Origin of the sequence: Microbacterium sp. NPDC091676, from assembly GCF_044756645.1 — a bacterium.
In the GTDB taxonomy this organism is placed as follows: Bacteria; Actinomycetota; Actinomycetes; order Actinomycetales; family Microbacteriaceae; genus Microbacterium; species Microbacterium paraoxydans_D.
Window position 1 is genome coordinate 23,038 of sequence record NZ_JBIVTI010000001.1, and the last position, 20,012, is coordinate 43,049.

Sequence of the window (20,012 nt, forward strand, 5' to 3'; positions counted from 1 at the left end):
CCATCGGTCCGAGATCCAGGCCTTCGCCACTATCCGACCTCGATGCGGTGCGCGAACTGCCCTGCGCCCATGCGCGGGTCGACGTAGACGGCGCCTTCCGTGCGAAGCAACAGGCTTCGGAAGGCGACCACGAGCTCATCAGGCACGCCTAGCGCGATCGCCATCGAGGTTAAGTGACCCCCGTAGTGATGCTCGGCCTCGGCATAGGCCGCTGGCGTTATGAGCGCCTGCGCCGCCCACGCGTTCGCGGCGGCCTCCTGGCGGTTGCGGATCAGGCCGAAATCCGTCGGGCGGTGCCCGAGGACGTGATGCGCGATCTCGTGGCACATGACGCCGCGGAGCACGCGCCCCCGCATTCCAGGAGTTAGGTCAATGTGGTTCGCGTCGGGAGCGTAGCCGCTTCGGTGTGCGCCTCGCCGCTCCCGGACGGTTAGCCCCATGTCGGCAGCTAGATTCCAGACGTCCATGAGTAACCCCCTCGATCGGGCATGGTGGCGGTCGTTAAATGCGGTGCGTGATCGACAGGGCTGGTGTCACGCGTGGTCGTAATCCGCGTCGTCGCCTTCGGGGAACTCGTTGATCGAGTCGTTGGCGACCAGGTCGTAATCCTGTCTGGTGCGTACGACGTTCTCGGCTCGCTCGACGAGTTCCGATGCGGTAAGGCCGACTGCGGACCCGATCATGCCGATCTCGCCTAGCGTTGCAGGCGGCGACTCCTGGCGAAGAATGATCCCGATCCGGTTGATCGACATTCCCGTGGCTGCGGCGAGCTTGCGGTAGGTAATGCCCGCATCCTGGACCGCCTCGTGAAGGTATCCGGCAATTAGGGCGTCCATAGGGAGCAGGTTCTTGGCCACGCCCCGAGTGTACCCATTTCGGTTCACTCGGCGCAACCAACTTGACTTTGAACCGAGTTCGGTTCACAGTGGACGGCATGGAGATGAACCGAATTGGGTTCACCGGCCTTGATGCCGGTGTCGCCGCCGAAGTGCGGTCGGAGATTGCCCGGAGCCGGACGGCGTCTGTGAAGGGAATTGCAGAGAAGCTCGGAATCCGCCGCGCAACCCTGTCGTCTCGCGTCAACGGGCACGCGGCCTTCACCCCGTCTCTCTTGGCGGCGGTAGCGGCGGAGCTCGGCACGTCGGCTTCGAGCATCATCGCCCGCGCTGAGCGTGCGATCGAGTCCGCCGAGGCGGTTGCATCGTGAGGACGATTGCTTTCCCGGTCGCGACGGCCGATGCCTCGTCGGAAGCGCCGGAGGGCTTCGAGCAGATGCCGATGGTGATGTCGCCGAAGACACTCGCCGAGATCCTCGAAGTGAGCACGAAGACTCTCGAGCGTTGGCGCGATGCGCGGGCGCGCGGGGAGGAAGCCGGCCCGGTCTGGCACAAGATCCCGGGTTCGAGTCTGATCCGCTACTCGCGTACCGACGTGATCGAGTGGTTCGCCGCCTGCCGTGAAGCGGAGGCGGCCTCGTGAGCGAGCATCTCTTCAACGGCGTCTCGCATGATGATGGTCGCGGCCATGATTCGCTCCTCGCGCGTCATGCCCATGAGGTAGAGCATGGCGCGCTGACGGCAGACATCCGTGACGGGATCGTCCGCGTGGTCCGTGCGGAGCTAGCGTCCCAGGCGCCGGAACTGCTGCGCAATGCTGACTTCCGCAAGCTTCGCTGCGGCGGCAGGCGCAGCGTCGACGTGCTCGGCGAGCTTCTCAATCGCCTGCCAGAGTCGCTCAGCATCGCTGAGGTCTGCTTGGTTCTTGATCGCTTCGATGTCGCTCTTCGCGGTCACGCTAGTTCCCCTTTGGTCGATGCGCCGGGGCCGGAATCCCGCGTCGCTTCTGAGTCGATCGTAGGGGACGTGCCCGGCGCGGTTGAGACTTCCTCGACTCCCGCGCCGGGCGCACCATCTGGGGTGAAGTCATGAACTCCGAGACATGGGAACTCGGTCGGTCCGCTGGGGAGTCTGACCAGGCGGGTCGGGGCAGCGTGGGGACGGCTGCCCCGGCCGGACGGCTGAGCCCGATCGTGCGGGCCACGTCCTACGCCTACACCGTCGTCGCGGTCGTCGCCGCGGTCTTCGCGTTCGTCCTCGCACCATGGGGGCTGCTGCTCCTGATCGTGACGCTCGCCGCGCTGGCCGTCGCTGTCCTCCTGCGGCTGATGGCAGCCGGCCTCGCCGCGATCGAGGAGGACGAGTCGTGAGCGCGCTCGAGGTCTTCGACTACGCCGACCGACAGGTGCGCACCGTCGCGGTCGACGGCGAGGTCTGGTTCGTGCTCGCCGACATCTGCGGCGTGCTCGGCGTCGCAAACGTCGGCAACGTCGCCGCGCGCCTCGACGAGGCTGATATCCGCCAGACGGACATCAGCTCCGGTGGTCAGCGCCGCGCGGTCACGATCGTGTCCGAGTCCGGCATGTACGAGGTAGTCATCCGGTCCGACAAGCCGGAGGCCCGCCGCTTCCGCTGGTGGGTCACGCACGAGGTGATCCCCGCGATCAGCCGCACCGGCACCTATGCGGTCGAGACGCCGGAGCAGCTCATGGCGCGCGCCGTCGTGCAGGCGCAGGAGATCATCGCCCGCAAGGACGAGCAGATCGCCGTGCTCGCGCCGATGGCCGAGGCGTGGGAGGAGATCGCCGACGCGGGCACCGACTACGCGGTCCGCGACGTCGCCCCGATGCTCTCCCGTGCCGGGATCGAGACCGGCCCGCAGCGCCTCTTCGACAAGCTCCACGAGCTCGGCTGGATCTACCGCGGCGAGAAGGGTCGCTGGGCGCCGTACGCCCGCGCGGTCGACGCCGGCTACCTGAAGGTCCGCGCGATGCCCCCGTACCGCGACCACGACACCGGCGACCTCAAGCCCTCGGCACCGCAGGTGCGGATCACGCCGAAGGGCATCGAGCGCCTCCGCGTCCGGCTCGGCGCCGGCGCCCTCACACCCTGACCCCACACACGAAAGCGGGGCGCCCGCGGCAACGGACGCCCCACCAAAAAACGAAAGGCAAGCACATGCCTCAGACACAGGATACCGACGAGAACGTCGAACCGGTGGACGATTTCGCACCGCTGACCGCTGACATGCACCTCAGCGTCGCCGAGCGCACCGCACCCGTGATCGACGGACCGATCGCGACCGATCACCGCAGCATCTGGCCGTTGTCTCCCGGACGCATGGTCGCCGTCGTCGCCGCGCTCCTCGGCACGGCCATCTGCGGCCCCGCCGCCGCCGACCCGACGACCGGAGTCAACGGCGCGGACCTCGGCGTCCTCCTCAGCCTCGCGACGTTCGTCGCCGCGTTCCTCATCCCGCTCCCGAAGAAGGACGACCAGTCATGACCCCGCAGATCACTGCCGCCCGCGTCGTCGTACCCGGCGACGCGCCCCGCACCGTGTGGATGCTCGAGCGCGGCGAGGGCGTCACCGCCTCCGACGCGTGGCGCATCGCACGCGCCGGCATCAAGGCGCGCCGCGCCATCCTCGAGCAGAAGATGAACGGCTCGACCTTCCGCGGCAACCGGGCCACGGCGGCCGGGCACGCCCGCGAGGCCGCCCTGCTCGACGAGGCCGCCGAGCGCCTCGCGTCGCTCACCCCCAACGCCGCGCTGTGGGCCGCGCTCGACAACGACCTGCACCGAGCCACCCCGGACGCGATCGGCATCGACCAGGACGGCGCGCTCGTCGTCATCGAGGTGAAGTCCCACGAGTTCGGCTGGGACTCCTGGACGATCCCCATCGAGCACATGGCGCAGATGCAGTGGCAGATCCACGTCCTCGGCGCCGACTATGCCCTCTACGGGTTCGAGGTCCGCGACGAAGACGAAATGCCGCCCGTCAACGGCGCGACCTGGATCCCGGTGCCCCGCGACGAGGAGATGATCGCGTACCTCGTCGAGCGCGCCGACAACTTCATCGCCTGGCGCGACGCCGGATGCCCCGACGTCGACGACCTCCCCGACGACGTCACGGAAGCCGTCGCCGCTTGGGCGCCGCTGAAGCGCGACCTCGACGCCGCAGTGAAGGCGGAGAAGGCCGCGAACGCGAAGGTCAAGGCGGCGACCGCGAAGCTCCCCGGTGCTCAGCGCTTCGGCGCCGTCGGCATGACCGAGCACGGCGGGTTCCAGACCACCGTCTCCGAGACGGTGTCGATCGACGAAGCCGCATGGAAGGCCGCCGCCCCCGAGGTCCACGCCCACGTCGAGGCGCTGCGCGTCGAGCTCGCCGTGCTCGAGGCATCGGCGCTGAAGCACTTCCCCCGCACCACCCGCAAGGCGCCCGCTCTGAAGTTCCAGGAGGTCGAGCATGTCAACGACTGAGCTCATCGAGAAGAAGACCATCGGCGAGGTCGAGCACATCGTGCATGCCTCCGGCCTCTGGGACGGCACCGGCCCGGTCGAGTTCTCCGACGACGGCGAGACCTGGACCGAAGCATGGGCGCCGACCCTCGAGATCGGCCTGAGCGGCGAGCCCATCCGCACGCTCATCGCGCACCCCGAGTTCGCGCGAGTCGAGGTGTACCGCAAGGAGGTGCGCGTCCCGACCAAGGTCACCATCCGCTGGGCTGAGCAGTACCCCGCCGCGTCCGAGGAGTGGGCCGCGAAGTGGGACCGCTCGCCGATGCGGCACCTCGGCCGGACCGTGCGCATGGTCGCATTCCGGCAGACGTTCCGCGATCTCCTCGGCGACATCCGCATCGAGGAGGAGGTCGACGAACGCGACCTCCCGGACGCCCCCACGAGCACCGCGCCGGCGACGGAGCGCGACTGGGCGGCCGAGTTCCTCGCGGCCGAAACGATCGAGCAGATCGACGCGCTCGAGGCGGAGGCGCGCGCCGTGCGCGCGTTCACGCCCGACAAGGCCGGCACCGACCTGCACCGCACGGCCCGCAACCAGCGCAAGGCGCTCGTCGAGTCCGCCTGGGCGCTCTCCACCGCCGAGCCCGCACCCGTCGTCGCCGCCACCGAGACGCCCGTCGTCGAACGGCCCGCCGCGCGCGATCACCTGCCGCCGCAGAACCGCGCGGCCCGCCGCGCCTCGGCCCGCAAGAAGGGACGCCGCTGATGTACACGAACCCGAACACCGGTGAGGTGATGACGACCGAGGCCGCGACGTTCGCGATCAAGGCCGGCGCGCAGCTCCTCGACTACCACCCCACCAACCCCACCGAGATGGAGTACTTCATCCGCGAAGCCGTCGGCCTCATGGAGAAGCTGCCCGACGTGATGCTCGAGATCAACCGTCGCCGCTACGACGCCGAACGCGCGTACATCGCCAAGAAGCAGACGCGGCTCGCGCACTACGGGCGCAACAACGTGCCCGCCACGTTCGCCCGCGCGATGGCTGACACCGACGCGCAGACCGAACTCGAGGCATGGCACAACGTCAAGGCGGAGTACCACTACGCCGAAGGCACGGAGCGCGCGCTGCGCACGAAGGTCAACTCGATGCTCAACATCAACCGCGCGATCGCCACGCAGTACGGAGCGCACCGATGAGCGCCGCAGCCGGCTACCGGCACCCGGAGGTGCCGTGGAACGGCCTCACCGTGACGGACCTGTTCTGCGGAGCCGGCGGCTCGTCCTCGGGCCTCGTCGAAGCCGGATACAAGGTCGTCATCGCGGCGAACCACTGGGCGCTCGCGATCAAATCGCACCAGATGAACCACCCCGACACCGACCACTCGCAGGCGGACATCTCGCAGGTCGACCCGCGCTACTTCCCGCGTACGCACGTCCTCTGGGGATCCCCGGAGTGCACGAACCACTCGATCGCGAAGGGCATCAAGCGGCAGCGCCAGCAGGACCTCGCTCTGTTCGAGCTCGACGGCACCGCGCCGCTGCCCGACGAGGCCGCGAACCGGTCCCGCGCGACGATGTGGGACATCCCTCGCTTCGCCGAGCACCACCGGTACATGGCGATCATCCTCGAGAACGTCGTCGACGCGTACCGCTGGGACCAGTTCCCGGCATGGCAGCTCGCGATGGAGAAGCTCGGCTACCGGATGCAGTTCGCGTGGCTCAACAGCATGCACGCGCAGATCGGCGGACTCCCGGCCCCGCAGTCCCGCGACCGCATGTACATCGTGATGTGGCGCGAGGACCTCGCGAGCAAGAAGAAGGGTCTCACGGGTCCGAACGTCCGGAAGTGGACCAGTCCGATGGCGCTCTGCCTCGAACACGGTGAGATCCAGGCCGTGCAGGCGTTCAAGAAGACCGAGCAGTGGGGCCGCTACCGCGCCCAGTACCTCTACCGGTGCCCGAAGTGCTGGCAGGTCGTCGAGCCCGGCTGGCTCCCGGCCGCCTCGATCATCGACTGGTCGATCCCCGCGCCGCGCATCGGCGACCGTACCAAGCCGCTCGCGGCGAAGACCGTCGAGCGGATCCGCCGCGGCATCGAACGCCACTGGGCGCCCATCGTCGCGAAGGCCGCAGGGAACACCTACGACGGCGTCACCACCGGGTCGAACTACCTCCGGGTGTCCGAGCTCGACGCGCCGATGCCGGTGCAGACCGGCAGCGCCGAGCACGGGCTGGCGATCCCGCCCGCGTTCCTCGCTCAGTTCCGGCAGCGCGACCGCACTCAGGATCTCGGGGATGCTCTGCCCACGGTCGTCGCCGACGGCGCGAACCACGCGCTCCTCGTCAACAACCTCTCGGGTGCCGACGACTCGCGATCGCGACCGATCTCCGAGGCGCTGCCGTCGCTCGTCGCCGGCGGGAACCACGCCTCGCTGCTCGTGCCCGTCGAGGGCCGCGAGGGCAAGAGCGTCGCCTCCACCGCCGAACCGCTACGCACGCAGTCGACGCGCAACGAGACCGGGCTGCTGGTGCCCGCGGGCGGCACCTGGCGCGAATCCGCGACGCCGACGTCAGCTGCGATGCCTGCGATCACCACGCGGGAGGCTGACGGGCTGGTCGTGCCGCTGCGGAACCACGGTGTCGCGAAGCCGACCTCGCACCCGATCGACACGGTCAGCGCGGAGGGCAACCACCACGCCCTCGTCATGCGGAACAACAACGGCCGGGGCTCCGGTGCCGAGATGTCAACGCCCGTGGGCGAGCCGCTGCGCGCGCTCACGACCGCCGGGCACCAGTCGCTCATCGAGCCGAGCGAGCCGATCAGCCTCGACGTCGAGGACGCCGGCTTCCGGATGCTCGAACCGCACGAGATCCAGGCGGGCATGGGCTTCGCACCCGACTACCTGCTGCTCGGGTCGAAGCGAGACAAGGTCAAGCAGGCCGGGAACGCGGTCACGCCGCCCGCGGCGCGCGACCTCGGTCACGCCGTCGCCGAGTTCCTCCTGGCGGTGGCAGCATGAGCGCTCCTACGCCTGCAACTCGCGAGGCTGTCTACCGACGCGACGAGCGCAGGTGTGCCGCCTGCGGAGTGTTGGTGCTCACCTTCCAGCACCGTCGAGCGGTGGGCATGGGCGGCTCCAAGAACGTGCCCTCACCGGTCGATGGCCTGTCGCTCTGCGGTCCCTGCAACGAGGGCTGCGAGGGGGCGCTGCAGGCGACGGCGCTTCGCTTCGGATGGAAGGTCCGCCGCTGGGTGGCGCACCCGGAGCGCGTTCCCGTCTTCTACCCGCTCGAGATGGCCTGGTTCCGCCTCGAGGGTGTGATCCGTGTGCGGATCACCCGTGCGGTCGCGATGGAGATGGGCTGCAGCGTCTACGGCGCCGAGTGGCTGCGCTGGCATGAGGCGATCGCATGAGCGCGCCGCAGACGACCCAGACCGGCATCCGCATCATCCACTGCGAGCAGTGCGGCCGCCGGCATCCGGAGACGCGGAAGCACTGCTCTACGTGCGGATCTCCGAGCATGTTCCCGCATTCCGTCCACGGAGGTGTGTCGTGAGCATCATCAGCGAAGCGTTCTCCGCGTGGCGCGCCGAGTACGACGACACCCTCTATGCGCAGTTCCTCGCCGCGGAGGAGGCTACGCGCGGCGCGATGCTGAACGCCCGCGGCCGCGAGAAGGGCATCGACCCGTTCACCCTGTTCATGGGCACGGAGACCCGCGCGCTCGCGTACGCCTCGGAGGAGCTCGTCGAGCACTGGCAGTCGCACCCGCGGATCACGTTCGCGAAGTTCGAACGGCAGTGGCAGGCACGCCGTGAGGCCGAACTGATCGAGGACGCGGCATGACCGCCGTGCTCGAGGCGAACATCGCGCGATCGCTCGCCGCGACGACATCGGCGATCGAGGCGAAGCCATGGGTGCCGAACCGTGAGGTCACGCTCGAGCAGCTCCGTGTCGTCGACATGATCCACGAGGGCAAGCCGACCTGCCGCCTGTGCGGGCAGATCACGAACGGGCTCGACCGGTTCGGACTGTGCTCGAAGGTCTCGCCTGCACATCGGGAGTGGCGCGGCGACGTCGCGCCCGCGAAGAAGGCGAGGACGCGATGAGCGCGATGCCGGAGTTCGCGATGACCTACGTCGTGTACTGGCCCGAGGCTGGCGTGCTGAAGGTGGGGCGCGCGTGGCGGTTCCACCGGGTGCAGATGATGACCCGCTCCGGCGGGCACATCGTCGTCCTCGCCCGCGGCACGGACAAGACCTGGGAGGCCGAGGCACTGCGCACGCTGCGCCGCTGGTTCCCGCAGGCATTCAACAACGAGGACGAAGCGCGCGAGCTGCTGTTCATGGGCCGCGGGTGGACCGAGTGCTTCTCGGTCGACGAGCACCACCTGCAGCTCGCCGTCGACCTGTGCTTCGAGGGATTCGCGAGAGGGAACGATCAAGGTGTCAACGAAGAACGTGCAACGGAAGATCAGCGCGGAGGATCTGCAGTTCCCGGGGTATCTGCGAGCCCCGATGGTCGCGAAGCCGACGGCGATCGGCCTGTGGCTGCACACCGACGGCCTCGGCCGCCGCGAGGTGGTGCCGGAGCTGCTCGCGGCGGCGATCTATCCCGGCGAGGCGGCGACCGAGCTCGTGCTCGAGCATCTGCTGATGCTGGACGAGTCCGGGTTCCTGGACTTCTACCAGCACGACGGGACCGAGTACCTGGTGCTGCGGCGCCCGCTGCGGGTCGACGCGCGCCTCGCGTGGTCGAACTGCCCCGAGCCGCCTCACCGCGAATCTTCGCGAACGTTCGTGGCTGTGGGGGGAGCGCGGGTGAGAGCGGGGGAGCGGGTGCGTGCCGAGCAGGCCGAGCGGGCGTCGGAGTGGGCGCAGTGGGCGGACGAGCACGAGAGCAAGCCGCGGCCGCCTCGGAGACCGCTGCTGCTGGATGCTCCGCCCATCGGATGCCCCGATCACCCCTTCGGCAGGTTCAAGGACTGCGGACCCTGCGGCACCGCGCGCCGGCGTCACGATCGCTGGGTCCAGGAGGCCCGCTACGGCGAGCAGATGACCGAGTACGAGCAGATCCAAGAGACAGAGGAGCCCTGGAATGGAACCCCATTCTGACGCCCTCGCTGACTTCATCGAGATGACTGTCACGAGGTTCACGAAGGACCAGCGCTTCCGGTTCCGCCTCATGGCGGAGGCCGATGAGACCCCGCGGGAGACCGCACGCAAGATCGCAGCCGAGGCACACGCCGCGGCACTGAGGAGGACAGCATCATGAGCAAGCAGACCGAGATCGCAGCATCCGACTGGCTCGCCGTGCGCGAGCGCGTCGTCGACAAGCTGCGCGAGGCATCGCCCCAGTCGCAGAAGGACACCCGCGTGCGGATGGCGGAGGGACTCATCCTCGCCGGGTACGTCGATGTCGAGTTCATCGCCGCCGAGATCGCCGAGGAGCAGCGCGTCCGCGACGAGCGCACCGAGGCCGCACGAGTGGCCCGCGAGCAACGGGAAGCCGCCGGCGCCCAGAAGCCGGAGGGTAAGCGCTGATGGCCGGCGAGACCGTTATGACCGTCGTCGGCAATCTGACCGCCGACCCCGAGCTGCGCTACACCCAGAACGGCCTCCCGGTGGCGAACTTCACCATCGCGAGCACCCCGCGCATCTTCGACCGCGCCGCGAACGAGTACAAGGACGGCGACGCGCTGTTCCTCCGGGCCTCGTGCTGGCGGGAGTTCGCCGAGCACGTCGCCGGGACGATGGCGAAGGGCATGCGCGTCATCGCGCAGGGCCGTCTCCGTCAGCGCTCCTACCAGGACCGCGAGGGCAACCAGCGCACGGCGATCGAGTTCGAGGTCGATGAGATCGGCCCGAGCCTCCGCTACGCGACTGCGCAGGTCACGCGCGCCGCGCGCACCGATGGACAGAAGCCGGCGGCCGCGGCCCCGGCACAGGAGCAGTGGGCGACCCCGGAGCCGTCCGCGGAGGGGGGATGGACCTATGGCGACGACACACCGTTCTGAGCTCATTGACGAGCTCGAGAAGGCGCTGCGGGATGAGGTGTACGACGGCGGGATGGGTGCACTGTCGCCTGAGCAGTTCACGGACTATGTGCGTGGGCTGGCGGTGAAGGCGGCGAAGGTCGTGGAGGATGTGAGCACCCCGACCGACGACGAGCACCTCCGCACCCCGGATCCGCAGGGCGAACCGCCCGACGCGCGCCGCGTTTTGCTGGCGGAGTGCGACAAAACCGACGCAGACATGCGCAAGTGGGGGCGAGTTCCGGTGAAGTTCGTGCGGGCCGCTCTGCGTGCTGAATCCGCCGTCACCCCGGCGCCGTGGGACCGCGTGGACGGGTGCTTCGGTCCCTGCGGCCCCGAGGGGTGGTATTCGCCCCGCCGGGTGCAGGTGAAGCAGGAAGGGACCGAGGCGTGAACTCGCTATCCGCGTTCCGGATGCTGTCCAGCGATGTGCTTGGGCTTCAGAGAACGGTCGCGAGGCGCAGTAAGCGTCTCACCACCGTCGTCAGCCCAGTGTTCGGTGGCGTCCCGATCGGACCTATCGTCTGCGGCCGCACGGGCAGCTTCCTCCTCCTTCCCGCTTCGGCCGATGATCTCGCGGATCTTCTCTCCGGTCGTTCCCGTCGCGCTTTCAACGGCCGTAGTCGCATCGTTGACTCTGCGTTCGACCGCGTCGACCACGCGCTGGGTGAGGTGCGAGGCGCCTTCAGACGCCGCCTTGATGTGGTCTCCAACAGACATGGCATTGCTCCTTCGTTATCTCCGCCGGGATCGGCGGAGCACGTTCAGGGCCCGGAGGGGCCCTTACGGCTGCGGTTCCTCAAGAGCCCGAAGATCACAGTGCCGACGAACAGGATGATTCCGATGATTGCCAGCCAGAGCAGGCCCTTGATGGCGAAGCCGACAACGGCCAGGACGGCCCACACGATGAGCAAGATGACGAGGACGGTCCACATGTTGTTCACGCTACGCGCATCCGCACCCGATGGATACGGGTTCTGGATTCAGCCCAGGAAGCGCATCAAGATGATGACTCATCGCGTGGTCATCACCGAGCCGGTTCCTGCGCTGACGTCAGCGGAAGGAGCCGACGATGTCTGACCGCTACTGCATCCGCGATTGCAAGATCCGGGGTGAGCACTTCGCCACCTGCACCCGCAGCGGAGAGGCGTACAAGGGCGACGACCCGTGCCCCGGCTGTGCCCAGGTGGACGCTCGAGACGGCGTGCTCATCTGCGAGCGCTGTTACCGGACCCTCCGTCGCCACCTCGAGGACGCGGCCGACGTCGTCCGGCACCTCCGCTCGATCGCGGACCCGACGAAGGCCGCGGTCTTCGACCGGATCCGGGTGCAGTCCTCGTCGGTCGAGATCCCGGCGCCCGTGGCCGCCGACCTCATCGACGCCTCGAACGACATCACCACCACGCTGAACATGTGGGCGAACCACGTCGCGGGGGAGGACCGCCCCGGCGCGGGCCTCGCCGCCGGCGCGATGGCGGATGATGCGCACGACGTCGTCCGGATGGCCGCCGACGTGATCCTCGATGAGCTCGATGACCTCGCGAACGACTCGCACCAGATCGAGGCGCTCTGCGAGGGCGTCATGGTCGTGCACCAGGGCGCGCCGGACGTGTGGACTGTCGCGGACGCCGCGGTGCGCTGGCCGCTGGAGGACTCGCCCCGGTGGGCGCAGGCGCCGTGCCCCGAGTGTGACCTGATGGCTGTACGCGTCCAGCCCGGTCGCAATGGCCGCCCCTCGCGGTACCGCTGCGCGACACCCGAGTGCGACTGGGAGGCGAACTCGAACGACGACGGCGGCCTGTGGGCGTCGGTTTTCGCCGAGCCAGCCCCGCCCGAGATCCGCCCACACGACCCGAGCATGCTGACCCTCGTCGACGCCGCACGCCTCGTGCAACGCGAGCCGGGCACCGTGCGCGGCTGGATGAAGGCAGGAGACCTCGAGCAGACCCTCGGGCGGTATCGCAGGGACGACGTGCTCGCTGTTGCTGCTCGGAAGAGGGGAGAAAGCGCATGAAAATCTGGTTAACGTTGCAGGAGGCTGCGGATGTGGCAGGGCGCACTGATCGCACGGTGCGTAACTGGGTGGAAGCTGGCGAGCTCTCTACACGCCTAGGGCGATTCCATCGAGATGAGGTGCTCGCCGCCGAGCGGCGGATGCGTCGAAAGGTTGGACGCCCCCGCAAGAAAGCGGGTCCGAGAGACGTGTAGGCAGGGCCGTGACAAGGGGTAGCGATCCGAATGCAAATCGCTACCCCTTGGTGTGGTGCGGGTAATCACTTGCTGGATATGACCTCACTCCAGAGATCCCGGATAAGCGGGCCGCCGAAGACAGGGCTCTCTCTGTGTTTTCGCGCGAAAGACGCCCGCTGCTCGAGAGTTGCGCTGCGATCAGTCAGGTAACGGTCTATTGACAGCGTGCTGTGCTGGCCGGCGGGAGAGGGGTCTTTCGTATCCGGGAACGCGTTCGGATTGAGCCGCGCTTGCATCGAGAGGTCTCCGGAGGCCTCGCGGACGATGTCGTCAAGCACATCCGGTGGACACTTTGGATTCTGCGCAAGGCTGGAGACAACGCTGGCTTCCCCGGCCTCAAGCAGCATCCTGTATGCGAATTCAGGAAGATCTTCCCGCGCAGCGAGCTGCCACCTTTCATGCTCGGTTCCGCTAAGGATCTGCGTGCGGAAATCGTGCTCAGGCGAGGTCATGCTGCCGGGAAGAAGCACTTAAATCCGCCGGGCGTCTGTTCTCCGCAAACGCGACTTTGAGACGTGCTCCAGGTTCCGAAGACCTCTTCCCCGTTGGGCAACTTGACAGTCATCCCGTACTGCGCCTGGAAGCGATGCCCGTCGTTGGGTCTCTGCGGGTGGATGTTCCACTGCGTCCCGAACCCAGGGACATTCCAGGTCGAGATCTGCTGGCCGATGTAGAACTGGTCCTGCCAGATGTTTGAGAAGAGCTCGAAACGGGACAGGCGTCCGTCGCCGCCCTTTGTAGCGTTCCACTGGGAAGCGGTGTTTACATCGTTGGGGTCGGTGGTGACACGGAAATCGATCCACGCCTTGGGTACCCACTGGCCCCACTCCAGCTCGACGTACTCAACTCGGTCGCTGTAAACCCAGGAGTAGTTGTCGTTCGTGGGTTCGCCTCGGACGGGGTACGGGGAAGGCCCTTGGAGGGGTGAGAGGCGCTGCGTATCGTCCCGGGCGCTTTGGGCTGCAGCTTCGAGTATCTCCGTCGCTTGCTCCGGCGAATACTGATCGAGCTTCAGCGCTTCCAAGTCGGGTTCCTCAGCCGCCGCGATGGTCTCCAAAACTTCAGCGACCTCGTCGGCGTCGTTGAGCTGGAGCATCGAGTTGTAGACGTCCTCAAAGCTCGAGCTTCCGAAAGCGACGAAAGCTACAGGCGCGCTCGGCGTGCCGGTCTCGGTGTGTTGAGCGGCCTGAGCAGCGTTGCCGTATCCGAGAGTGACCAGAGCGACGATTCCCACGGCGGCAGTCGACTGCCAGAGCTTGCGCTTCATGGCCTTGGGCTCTTTCGCGGAGGATTCATACTCTGCGTGTCTGAATGGGCGTGGCATGTGTGTCCTCTCTGGTTTGCGCTCCTGGTGGAGGCGAACCCAGTTTGTCCGCCTCCCGCGCCCTTGTCTGTCGGCTCTTCGACCTACAGACAATTGATCAGGCTTGCTCTAAGCTTCGGCGGCGCTGGAGGGGCAAACACGACAGATGGACGCCAGGGATGAGTCTCATGCCTCAGGCTTTCCTATGCATCGATCACACTCCTGATGATCAGCGCGATCGTTAGGAGGCGCCGCCGCGCCTCATGTCGGTAACCACTGCGCCGAGGATCCCTCGGATGCACCGCTGAGGCGGAAACTCTTCAAACTCTTCAATCCGGTGTGTTAAGCTGTGCTTGCACCTGAACTATGACCGAAGCCCTGCCGATCCGGTGGGGCTTTCGTCGTTCACTGGGAAGCTCCGTGTGCATCAGTCGGTAGTGGGATGCGCATCCGCTTGATCGCGTTGCCGATCTGGAGGTCGGTGAGCTGCCGTTCAAGCTCGTTCGCTGGCCAGTCCTTCAACACGGCGAGGACGAGGAGTCCGCCCTGCATCGTCCGCACCGGCCGCCCTAACTTGTCGGCCGCCTCGCGTGCCCGGGCTCGCCAGGCCTCTGCCTCGGCAGCCGTGGTCACCATGCGTTGAGCGTGGCCTCGGCGGCGCAACCGATCGCTGAGCTCCTCTGTCGAGTCCATGGACGTCAACGTACTGGATCACGCGGCGAGCGGAGAAGACCCCCGCGAGGAGAGGTGGTCCTCCGGGGGCATGACCGGCTCGGAGAGGAGCCGATGCCGCCCAGAGTACAGGCAACAGCTCCCCGTTCATAGAGGCGGTGGGCAGTCCCTCACAATCTCCCGGCTCGCCTTCGCTGCGGCGCACATCTTCCCGCGCGCAGGCTGAGCGAGCCGGGCACCATCACCAGCGAAGGGGGCTGACCATGGCGACCGAGATTCTTCCTCCCGAGGACCCGAACCCGATGCACGGGCTCGAGGAGACCGAGGTGGTCGACGGCGTCCGGTACGAGCGGTATCACCAGCCCGAGCGGTCGGGTGATGCCTGGCTCGTCGGCGCGACACCCGAGGACACGGCAGACGCGACGCGCTGGTTCCTGCTGGCATCGAAGCGCGCAGCTCGCGCTCATCGAATCTGACGAGGCGGGTATCTCGTGGCGTGGGATAACAGCCGCCCCTCCCATGTACCGTCCCGGGTGCGTGACGCCTGCCTCACCCGGGATGGCCACCGTTGCACTGCGATCCTGAGGGACACCCGCACGCGATGTGCGGAGACGACGCAGCTCGAAGCCGCCCATGTCCGGCGCTGGTCTCCGGGTGAGCGCACGACCGTCGATGATGTCCGCACTCTCTGCCATTGGCACCACAACCGGGAGACGCAGACAGAGGCCGCCGAAGCACGCGCCTCACGTCCACGACCGCCGTCCGCATTCCGAGCCCGTGAGCAGCATCCTGGACGCTCCTGAGGGGGTGGGGGAGCCCCCGCCCCCCTGTCCCGCTCCGCGGGGAGGAGCTGTGATTTTCCCCGTGTACGAATCTGGGGATTTTCGCCTCTGGCAGGTCACGAGCGCTGCGTGAGCGGCCGATCGTGCCTCAGGTAGGCGCGTGGAAGGGATGCGAACGACCGGCGCGTGAGAGCGGCGTCTGGCGTGCGTAGTTGACAGCGAAGGTGACCGAAACGGCCCCCTCGCTCACCCGAAACGGGGAGTGATACGGATGCCTCAGAAACGAGTCGCGTAGTGCCCGGCAAGGGCCGGCCGCCGAAGAACCCCGCGCAGCGAGCGCGCCGGAACAAGGATGTCGTCGAGCTGCGCGTCGTGGAGATCCAGCCGACGGCACAGCCGAAGCTCCCGACGATCTACTTCGACGCGCTCGGGAAGGACAAACAGGGCGAGACCACTGTCGTGAAGAAGCGCTTCACGTGGCCGAAGACTACGCAGGACTGGTGGGCGATGCTCGCCCGGCACCCTCTCGCGGTGGAGTTCACCGAGCTCGACTGGGCGTACCTTGCCGAGACCGCGATGATCCATGCGCAGTTCTGGAAGGGCGACGTGAAGCTCGCCGGAGAGTTGCGGCTGCGCGAGGCGAAGTATGGCTTCACCCCCGAGGACCGCGCACGCCTGCGCATGTCGTTCGCGCTCGCGACCGGCGCCGAGGCGGACACGGCGACGAAGGTCGACCGGGCGGTCTCGGCGCGAGAGCGAATGCGCGGCATCACCCGGAAGGACACCACCTGATGCCCTGGGTCCCGCAGCACGAAGACGACTTCCCGACGCTCGGGTGGACGGTTGCTGATCAGATGGCGACATACCTCGGCCGGCCGGACGCCGGCGACGATGACATCTTCGACCCGTTCATCCTGACCGTGGAGCAGCAGGAGTTCCTGAACGAGCTCTACCGCCTCGACCCGCGCACCGGGCGGCGCCTGATTCACCGCGGGAGCCTGATCCGCCCGCGCGGTTGGGGCAAGTCCCCGTTCGTCGGCGGCATCATGATCTCCGAGGCGATCTTCGATGTCGTGCCCGACGGATGGGACGCGGACGGCCAGCCCGTCGCGAAGCCCTGGTCGAAGGTACGCACGCCGTACGTTGCGATCGCCGCGGTTACCGAGGAGCAGACGAAGAACACCTGGGAACCGCTGCTCGAAATGCTGCGGCAGGGGAGCGCGGTCGACGAGTTCAACCTCGACCCGATGGACTCCTTCGTCGCCCTCGAGCGCGGCCGCATCGTTCCGATCACCTCCTCGCCGAACTCGATCAAGGGTTTCAAGGCCGTCGCCGCGTCGCTCGACCAGACCGAGACATGGGTGAAGGGCAATGGCGGCGTGAAGCTCGCGCAGACCCTCCGCAACAACGCGACCAAGCTCGGCGGCGTGACCATCGAGACGCCGAACGCGTACACGCTCGGCGAGCGGTCGGTCGCGGAGGCATCGTTCGAGTTCTGGGCCGACATCCGGTCGGGGAAGTACACCAACCTCGAGGACGTCCGGTCGATCTACTTCGATCACCGCCCGGCACCGCCCGACACCCGCATCGACGACATGGACTCGCTCGTGCACGGCCTCCGCATCGCCTACGGCGACTCGTCGGGGCACCCCGACGGATGCCTGCTGCACGATCCGCCCTGCGAGCCCGGCTGGTTCGACGTGCACCGCGGGGCACTGGACTTCTTCGACACCGCGAACGACCCGGCCGTGATGCGCGCGGACTTCCTCAACCAGATCGACGCCGCACGCGACGCGTACGTGTCCGATCCCGAGATCCGCGCCTGCATCGACACGACGAAGGTCGTCGGGCCGCGCGAGCCCGTCACGCTCGGCTTCGACGGGTCCGAGGGACGCAAGGACAAGCACATCGCCGACACGACGGTGCTCATCGGCTACTCGGTGACGCAGCGCCACTTCTTCCGCATCGGCATCTGGGAACAGCCCGACGGTCCGCGCGGCGAGGGGTGGCGGCCGCCGAAGGTCGAGATCGAGCAGGCCGTCGCGAAAGCGTTCCGGGACTACAACGTCGTCGGCTACTACGCAGACCCGTCCGCCGGATGGGCCGGCGAGGTGAAGCAGTGGGAAGCCTCGCACCACAAGCGGCTGAAGGCGAAGATGAGCGTCCAAGAGCCGATCCGGTGGAGGCAGAAGGACGTCACGCGCACCTGCGAGACGTTCGACCAGCTCTACTCCGCGATCCGACAGGTCGAGGTCACCTTCGACGGCGACCCGACGCTGATCCAGCACTTCCTCAACGCGCGCCGCGACCCGCGCCGCGCCGGGTACGTGCTGAAGAAGGCCGACGACAACCAGGACTACGGGAAGATCGACGCCACCTATGGGTGCATGTTCGCCTTCGCCGCAGGAACCGACGCCCTCGGCAAGGGGGTGACGGCGAACACGACACGGCGGATGCCGCGACAGCTCAGGTGAGGGAGGTTCGTACATGGCTTCCACGCCCGAAGAATGGCTGCCGGTGCTCGCGCGGCGGATGGACGCCCGGATGCCCGCGATCGCCAAGCTCCGAAAGTACGCGAGCGGGGACGCGGTGCTGCCTGAGATGGGTGCGAACACGAAGGCATCCTGGAAGGCATTCCAGAAGAAGGCCCGCACCAACTACGCGGGCCTCGGCTGCCAGTCGCTCGCCGGACGCATCGTGCCGACCGGCGTCAGCGTCGGCAACTCGCGTACGAACGCCGCGGTCGACGCGCTGCGCCGCGTGTGGCGTGACAATCGCCTCAGCATCGTGTTCGCCGACGTCATCCGACTCATGCTGTCGGTGCGCGTCGGATACCTGATCACCGGCATCCGCGACGGCGAGCCCGTCATCACGTCCGAGCCGCCCGAGCGCGTCATCACCGCACCCGACCCGGTCCAGCCGTGGCGTGCACGTGCGGCGCTGAAGGCATGGCGCGACGACGACGCGCAGAAGGACTACGCCTACGTGTGGGTGCCCGGCATCCGCCAGCGCTTCTCGCGCGACGTCAAGACCGAGACGGGCACCATTCGCGGCACCATCGCCGAGGGATGGGAGCTCGACGGCGAACCGGAGATCTACGACGGGCCCGTACCCGTGTACGCCGTCGAGAACGAGGACGGAGTGGCCGAGTTCGAACCGCACATCGACGTCATCGACCGCATCAACCTCGGCAAGCTGCAGCGCCTCGTCGTGACCGCGTATCAGGCGTTCAAGGCCCGCGCGCTGAAGAACCTGCCCGAGAAGGACGAAGAGGGCAACGACATCGACTGGGGCAAGCGCCTCGACTTCGCCCCCGGCGCGCTCATCGATCTCCCCGAGGGCATCGACGTGTGGGAGTCCGAAGCTGTCGACATCCGCCCACTCCTCGAGGGGGAGAAGCAGGACGCCCGCGACTTCGCAGCCGTCATGCGCACCCCGATCGACGTCTTCATCCCCGAGGGGCAGAACCAGTCCGCCGCCGGTGCCGCGAACGCGCACAAGGGCGAGATCCAGAAGGCGAAGGACCGCATCAACCGGGCCCGCGCCCCGATGGAGGCGGCGCTGCTGTCGGCGCTGCGCATCCTCGGCCTCGACGAGGGCGAGACGATCCAGGTGACCTTCGAGTCGCCGGAGCACATCTCGCTCACCGAGAAGGCCGCAGCCGCGCAGGCCGCGAAGGGCGCAGGGAAGTCGCAGCGCTGGATCGATCAGCACATCTGGGGCATGTCTCCCGATGAGATCGACCGTGAAGAGGCCGACCGCGCCGCCGAGCAGCTGCAGATGATGGCGCTGACGGGAGCGATCAGTGGCGACGACTCTGACACCTGACCGTCTCACCGACGCCTACATGGCGCAGGTGACATCGGTTCGTGACCGGGTGCTCGCCTACGCCTCCGCGATGTGGATCGGCGCGCCGCAGCTGCGCGACGAGGACATCGACCGCCTCGTGTCCCGCATCGTCCCCGCCGTGCGCGGAGGGCAGGTGCAGGTCGCGACGATCACGAACGCCTACATCGAGCGCCTCGCGGCGCTCGATGGTGTCGCCGTCGCACGCGTCGCGATCGACGCGAGCACGGTGATCGACTACCGCGGCGTGCCGGCGGAGGAGGTCTACCGGCGCCCGGCCGTCGCCACCTACGCGGCACTCGGCGCCGGTAAGCCGTTCGAAGCCGCGCGAAAGGAGGGGCTGAATCGGCTCCGCTCGATCGTCTCCACCGACATCCAGCAGACGCGCAACCGGCAGGCCCGCGCCGCGTACAGCGAATCGGGCTTCGACTACACACTCCGAGTGCTCTCCGGCGCGGAGAACTGCGCGCTGTGCGTGATCGCATCCACCCAGCGATACCTCGCGAAGGACCTGCAGCCGATGCACCCCGGGTGCGACTGCGGCCAACGCGGCATTCGTGCCACGCAGGACCCCGGCCAGATCATCGACTCCGATCTGCTCGAGCTCACCCATGCCGCCGTCGAAGCCAAGGTCGGCGCGACCGACCGCAGCGCCCATCTGCTCACCGGAGAGAACCCGGTCAGCGACTTCCTGGACCTCATCGTCACGCGCGAGCACGGCGAACTCGGCCCGACCCTCACCTGGCGCACCGACCGCTTCACAGGTCCCAGCGACCTCCACTGACTTCCCGCACTCCCGCGGGAACGGGCACCCGAAACGGGC

General features: G+C 67.8%; 32 protein-coding genes. 25 read left to right on the forward strand and 7 right to left on the reverse strand.

All coding sequences use genetic code 11. From position 1 onward, the window contains the following. Positions 1-29: 29 nt before the first annotated feature. Positions 30-344, reverse strand: a complete 315-nt coding sequence (locus ACIQID_RS00130) for an ImmA/IrrE family metallo-endopeptidase (RefSeq protein ID WP_400280853.1) — start codon at positions 342-344, stop codon at positions 30-32. Between the two features lie 189 nt (positions 345-533). Next, positions 534-857, reverse strand: a complete 324-nt coding sequence (locus ACIQID_RS00135; RefSeq protein ID WP_378823063.1) for a hypothetical protein — start codon at positions 855-857, stop codon at positions 534-536. 77 nt (positions 858-934) lie between these two features. Here ACIQID_RS00135 and ACIQID_RS00140 point away from each other — a divergent pair, with 77 nt between their 5' ends. The 18 genes from ACIQID_RS00140 (at position 935) to ACIQID_RS00225 (ending at position 10,730) form a co-directional block, all read left to right on the forward strand. Then, positions 935-1,207 (forward strand): helix-turn-helix domain-containing protein, encoded by a 273-nt coding sequence (locus ACIQID_RS00140; protein ID WP_378823061.1) that lies wholly within the window; start codon positions 935-937, stop codon positions 1,205-1,207. Beyond that, entirely contained in the window at positions 1,204-1,479 is a 276-nt protein-coding gene (locus tag ACIQID_RS00145) for a helix-turn-helix domain-containing protein (RefSeq protein WP_400280858.1), read from the forward strand. Before ACIQID_RS00140 ends, ACIQID_RS00145 begins: the two co-directional genes overlap by 4 nt. Continuing rightward, the gene (locus ACIQID_RS00150) at positions 1,476-1,928 is read left to right on the forward strand and encodes a hypothetical protein (RefSeq protein ID WP_400280861.1); all 453 of its coding nucleotides are present in this window, start codon (positions 1,476-1,478) and stop codon (positions 1,926-1,928) included. Before ACIQID_RS00145 ends, ACIQID_RS00150 begins: the two co-directional genes overlap by 4 nt. Positions 1,929-1,990: 62 nt before the next feature. After that, positions 1,991-2,206 (forward strand): hypothetical protein, encoded by a 216-nt coding sequence (locus tag ACIQID_RS00155; RefSeq protein WP_400280864.1) that lies wholly within the window; start codon positions 1,991-1,993, stop codon positions 2,204-2,206. Beyond that, positions 2,203-2,949 (forward strand): phage antirepressor, encoded by a 747-nt coding sequence (locus tag ACIQID_RS00160; RefSeq protein WP_400280867.1) that lies wholly within the window; start codon positions 2,203-2,205, stop codon positions 2,947-2,949. Before ACIQID_RS00155 ends, ACIQID_RS00160 begins: the two co-directional genes overlap by 4 nt. 65 nt (positions 2,950-3,014) lie before the next feature. Beyond that, the gene (locus ACIQID_RS00165) at positions 3,015-3,341 is read left to right on the forward strand and encodes a hypothetical protein (protein ID WP_400280870.1); all 327 of its coding nucleotides are present in this window, start codon (positions 3,015-3,017) and stop codon (positions 3,339-3,341) included. Continuing rightward, complete coding sequence (locus tag ACIQID_RS00170) at positions 3,338-4,318, forward strand: hypothetical protein (protein WP_400280873.1); 981 nt, start codon at positions 3,338-3,340, stop codon at positions 4,316-4,318. The genes ACIQID_RS00165 and ACIQID_RS00170 overlap by 4 nt, the downstream gene beginning before the upstream one ends. Then, positions 4,305-5,063 carry a hypothetical protein gene (locus tag ACIQID_RS00175; RefSeq protein WP_400280876.1) on the forward strand — a complete coding sequence of 253 codons (759 nt, stop codon included), beginning with the start codon at positions 4,305-4,307 and terminating at the stop codon, positions 5,061-5,063. Before ACIQID_RS00170 ends, ACIQID_RS00175 begins: the two co-directional genes overlap by 14 nt. Further along, positions 5,063-5,497, forward strand: a complete 435-nt coding sequence (locus ACIQID_RS00180) for a hypothetical protein (RefSeq protein ID WP_400280879.1) — start codon at positions 5,063-5,065, stop codon at positions 5,495-5,497. The genes ACIQID_RS00175 and ACIQID_RS00180 overlap by 1 nt, the downstream gene beginning before the upstream one ends. Further along, on the forward strand, positions 5,494-7,320 hold the full coding sequence (locus ACIQID_RS00185; protein ID WP_400280882.1) for a DNA cytosine methyltransferase: 1,827 nt from the start codon (positions 5,494-5,496) through the stop codon (positions 7,318-7,320). The genes ACIQID_RS00180 and ACIQID_RS00185 overlap by 4 nt, the downstream gene beginning before the upstream one ends. Before the next feature lie 74 nt (positions 7,321-7,394). Then, on the forward strand, positions 7,395-7,715 hold the full coding sequence (locus tag ACIQID_RS00190) for a hypothetical protein (RefSeq protein WP_400280885.1): 321 nt from the start codon (positions 7,395-7,397) through the stop codon (positions 7,713-7,715). Positions 7,716-7,854: 139 nt separating this feature from the next. Beyond that, entirely contained in the window at positions 7,855-8,148 is a 294-nt protein-coding gene (locus tag ACIQID_RS00195) for a hypothetical protein (protein ID WP_400280888.1), read from the forward strand. Beyond that, a complete protein-coding gene (locus ACIQID_RS00200; protein ID WP_400280891.1) occupies positions 8,145-8,411 on the forward strand; it encodes a hypothetical protein in 267 nt (88 codons plus the stop codon). The genes ACIQID_RS00195 and ACIQID_RS00200 overlap by 4 nt, the downstream gene beginning before the upstream one ends. Before the next feature lie 336 nt (positions 8,412-8,747). Next, a complete protein-coding gene (locus ACIQID_RS00205; protein ID WP_400280894.1) occupies positions 8,748-9,416 on the forward strand; it encodes a hypothetical protein in 669 nt (222 codons plus the stop codon). Next, on the forward strand, positions 9,400-9,576 hold the full coding sequence (locus ACIQID_RS00210) for a hypothetical protein (protein WP_400280897.1): 177 nt from the start codon (positions 9,400-9,402) through the stop codon (positions 9,574-9,576). The genes ACIQID_RS00205 and ACIQID_RS00210 overlap by 17 nt, the downstream gene beginning before the upstream one ends. Next, positions 9,573-9,845 carry a hypothetical protein gene (locus tag ACIQID_RS00215; protein ID WP_400280900.1) on the forward strand — a complete coding sequence of 91 codons (273 nt, stop codon included), beginning with the start codon at positions 9,573-9,575 and terminating at the stop codon, positions 9,843-9,845. Before ACIQID_RS00210 ends, ACIQID_RS00215 begins: the two co-directional genes overlap by 4 nt. After that, positions 9,845-10,318, forward strand: coding sequence for a single-stranded DNA-binding protein (locus tag ACIQID_RS00220; protein ID WP_400280903.1), 474 nt, complete (start codon positions 9,845-9,847; stop codon positions 10,316-10,318). The genes ACIQID_RS00215 and ACIQID_RS00220 overlap by 1 nt, the downstream gene beginning before the upstream one ends. Then, complete coding sequence (locus ACIQID_RS00225) at positions 10,296-10,730, forward strand: hypothetical protein (RefSeq protein ID WP_400280906.1); 435 nt, start codon at positions 10,296-10,298, stop codon at positions 10,728-10,730. The genes ACIQID_RS00220 and ACIQID_RS00225 overlap by 23 nt, the downstream gene beginning before the upstream one ends. Before the next feature lie 5 nt (positions 10,731-10,735). Here the strand turns inward: ACIQID_RS00225 and ACIQID_RS00230 are convergent, their stop codons facing one another. Together ACIQID_RS00230 and ACIQID_RS00235 are read right to left on the reverse strand one after the other, a co-directional pair. Then, on the reverse strand, positions 10,736-11,056 hold the full coding sequence (locus ACIQID_RS00230; RefSeq protein ID WP_400280909.1) for a hypothetical protein: 321 nt from the start codon (positions 11,054-11,056) through the stop codon (positions 10,736-10,738). A gap of 44 nt (positions 11,057-11,100) precedes the next feature. Then, positions 11,101-11,271, reverse strand: coding sequence for a hypothetical protein (locus tag ACIQID_RS00235; RefSeq protein WP_400280912.1), 171 nt, complete (start codon positions 11,269-11,271; stop codon positions 11,101-11,103). Positions 11,272-11,408: 137 nt separating this feature from the next. Here ACIQID_RS00235 and ACIQID_RS00240 point away from each other — a divergent pair, with 137 nt between their 5' ends. Then, entirely contained in the window at positions 11,409-12,350 is a 942-nt protein-coding gene (locus ACIQID_RS00240; protein WP_400280915.1) for a hypothetical protein, read from the forward strand. Beyond that, positions 12,347-12,544, forward strand: a complete 198-nt coding sequence (locus ACIQID_RS00245) for a helix-turn-helix domain-containing protein (protein WP_400280918.1) — start codon at positions 12,347-12,349, stop codon at positions 12,542-12,544. Before ACIQID_RS00240 ends, ACIQID_RS00245 begins: the two co-directional genes overlap by 4 nt. 65 nt (positions 12,545-12,609) lie before the next feature. On the opposite strand, the gene ACIQID_RS00250 is transcribed toward ACIQID_RS00245, so the two are convergent. The 3 genes from ACIQID_RS00250 to ACIQID_RS00260 form a co-directional block, all read right to left on the reverse strand. After that, positions 12,610-13,038: a hypothetical protein gene (locus ACIQID_RS00250; protein WP_400280921.1), complete on the reverse strand. Its 429-nt coding sequence runs from the start codon at positions 13,036-13,038 to the stop codon at positions 12,610-12,612. Then, complete coding sequence (locus ACIQID_RS00255) at positions 13,035-13,853, reverse strand: hypothetical protein (RefSeq protein WP_400280923.1); 819 nt, start codon at positions 13,851-13,853, stop codon at positions 13,035-13,037. The genes ACIQID_RS00250 and ACIQID_RS00255 overlap by 4 nt, the downstream gene beginning before the upstream one ends. Positions 13,854-14,294: 441 nt before the next feature. After that, on the reverse strand, positions 14,295-14,525 hold the full coding sequence (locus tag ACIQID_RS00260) for a hypothetical protein (protein WP_400280925.1): 231 nt from the start codon (positions 14,523-14,525) through the stop codon (positions 14,295-14,297). Positions 14,526-14,824: 299 nt separating this feature from the next. Here ACIQID_RS00260 and ACIQID_RS00265 point away from each other — a divergent pair, with 299 nt between their 5' ends. The 5 genes from ACIQID_RS00265 to ACIQID_RS00285 all read left to right on the forward strand — a co-directional run bounded on the left by ACIQID_RS00265 (position 14,825) and on the right by ACIQID_RS00285 (position 19,973). Continuing rightward, positions 14,825-15,037, forward strand: coding sequence for a hypothetical protein (locus tag ACIQID_RS00265; protein WP_400280928.1), 213 nt, complete (start codon positions 14,825-14,827; stop codon positions 15,035-15,037). A gap of 600 nt (positions 15,038-15,637) precedes the next feature. Next, positions 15,638-16,135, forward strand: coding sequence for a hypothetical protein (locus tag ACIQID_RS00270; protein ID WP_400280931.1), 498 nt, complete (start codon positions 15,638-15,640; stop codon positions 16,133-16,135). After that, positions 16,135-17,817 carry a hypothetical protein gene (locus tag ACIQID_RS00275; RefSeq protein WP_400280934.1) on the forward strand — a complete coding sequence of 561 codons (1,683 nt, stop codon included), beginning with the start codon at positions 16,135-16,137 and terminating at the stop codon, positions 17,815-17,817. The genes ACIQID_RS00270 and ACIQID_RS00275 overlap by 1 nt, the downstream gene beginning before the upstream one ends. A gap of 13 nt (positions 17,818-17,830) precedes the next feature. After that, complete coding sequence (locus ACIQID_RS00280) at positions 17,831-19,171, forward strand: phage portal protein (protein ID WP_400280937.1); 1,341 nt, start codon at positions 17,831-17,833, stop codon at positions 19,169-19,171. Beyond that, positions 19,149-19,973, forward strand: coding sequence for a hypothetical protein (locus ACIQID_RS00285; RefSeq protein WP_400280940.1), 825 nt, complete (start codon positions 19,149-19,151; stop codon positions 19,971-19,973). Before ACIQID_RS00280 ends, ACIQID_RS00285 begins: the two co-directional genes overlap by 23 nt. The last annotated feature ends 39 nt before the right edge of the window (positions 19,974-20,012 follow it).

What these genes read in the sequence shown, in the direction of transcription:
- ACIQID_RS00140 (WP_378823061.1), top strand. Translation starts at nt 935, where the DNA reads ATGGAGATGAACCGAATTGGGTTCACCGGCCTTGATGCCGGTGTCGCC.
- ACIQID_RS00165 (WP_400280870.1), top strand. Translation starts at nt 3,015, where the DNA reads ATGCCTCAGACACAGGATACCGACGAGAACGTCGAACCGGTGGACGAT.
- ACIQID_RS00170 (WP_400280873.1), top strand. Translation starts at nt 3,338, where the DNA reads ATGACCCCGCAGATCACTGCCGCCCGCGTCGTCGTACCCGGCGACGCG.
- ACIQID_RS00175 (WP_400280876.1), top strand. Translation starts at nt 4,305, where the DNA reads ATGTCAACGACTGAGCTCATCGAGAAGAAGACCATCGGCGAGGTCGAG.
- ACIQID_RS00180 (WP_400280879.1), top strand. Translation starts at nt 5,063, where the DNA reads ATGTACACGAACCCGAACACCGGTGAGGTGATGACGACCGAGGCCGCG.
- ACIQID_RS00185 (WP_400280882.1), top strand. Translation starts at nt 5,494, where the DNA reads ATGAGCGCCGCAGCCGGCTACCGGCACCCGGAGGTGCCGTGGAACGGC.
- ACIQID_RS00200 (WP_400280891.1), top strand. Translation starts at nt 8,145, where the DNA reads ATGACCGCCGTGCTCGAGGCGAACATCGCGCGATCGCTCGCCGCGACG.
- ACIQID_RS00210 (WP_400280897.1), top strand. Translation starts at nt 9,400, where the DNA reads ATGGAACCCCATTCTGACGCCCTCGCTGACTTCATCGAGATGACTGTC.
- ACIQID_RS00215 (WP_400280900.1), top strand. Translation starts at nt 9,573, where the DNA reads ATGAGCAAGCAGACCGAGATCGCAGCATCCGACTGGCTCGCCGTGCGC.
- ACIQID_RS00220 (WP_400280903.1), top strand. Translation starts at nt 9,845, where the DNA reads ATGGCCGGCGAGACCGTTATGACCGTCGTCGGCAATCTGACCGCCGAC.
- ACIQID_RS00225 (WP_400280906.1), top strand. Translation starts at nt 10,296, where the DNA reads ATGGCGACGACACACCGTTCTGAGCTCATTGACGAGCTCGAGAAGGCG.
- ACIQID_RS00230 (WP_400280909.1), bottom strand. Translation starts at nt 11,056, where the DNA reads ATGTCTGTTGGAGACCACATCAAGGCGGCGTCTGAAGGCGCCTCGCAC.
- ACIQID_RS00235 (WP_400280912.1), bottom strand. Translation starts at nt 11,271, where the DNA reads ATGTGGACCGTCCTCGTCATCTTGCTCATCGTGTGGGCCGTCCTGGCC.
- ACIQID_RS00240 (WP_400280915.1), top strand. Translation starts at nt 11,409, where the DNA reads ATGTCTGACCGCTACTGCATCCGCGATTGCAAGATCCGGGGTGAGCAC.
- ACIQID_RS00245 (WP_400280918.1), top strand. Translation starts at nt 12,347, where the DNA reads ATGAAAATCTGGTTAACGTTGCAGGAGGCTGCGGATGTGGCAGGGCGC.
- ACIQID_RS00250 (WP_400280921.1), bottom strand. Translation starts at nt 13,038, where the DNA reads ATGACCTCGCCTGAGCACGATTTCCGCACGCAGATCCTTAGCGGAACC.
- ACIQID_RS00255 (WP_400280923.1), bottom strand. Translation starts at nt 13,853, where the DNA reads ATGAAGCGCAAGCTCTGGCAGTCGACTGCCGCCGTGGGAATCGTCGCT.
- ACIQID_RS00260 (WP_400280925.1), bottom strand. Translation starts at nt 14,525, where the DNA reads ATGGTGACCACGGCTGCCGAGGCAGAGGCCTGGCGAGCCCGGGCACGC.
- ACIQID_RS00265 (WP_400280928.1), top strand. Translation starts at nt 14,825, where the DNA reads ATGGCGACCGAGATTCTTCCTCCCGAGGACCCGAACCCGATGCACGGG.
- ACIQID_RS00275 (WP_400280934.1), top strand. Translation starts at nt 16,135, where the DNA reads ATGCCCTGGGTCCCGCAGCACGAAGACGACTTCCCGACGCTCGGGTGG.
- ACIQID_RS00280 (WP_400280937.1), top strand. Translation starts at nt 17,831, where the DNA reads ATGGCTTCCACGCCCGAAGAATGGCTGCCGGTGCTCGCGCGGCGGATG.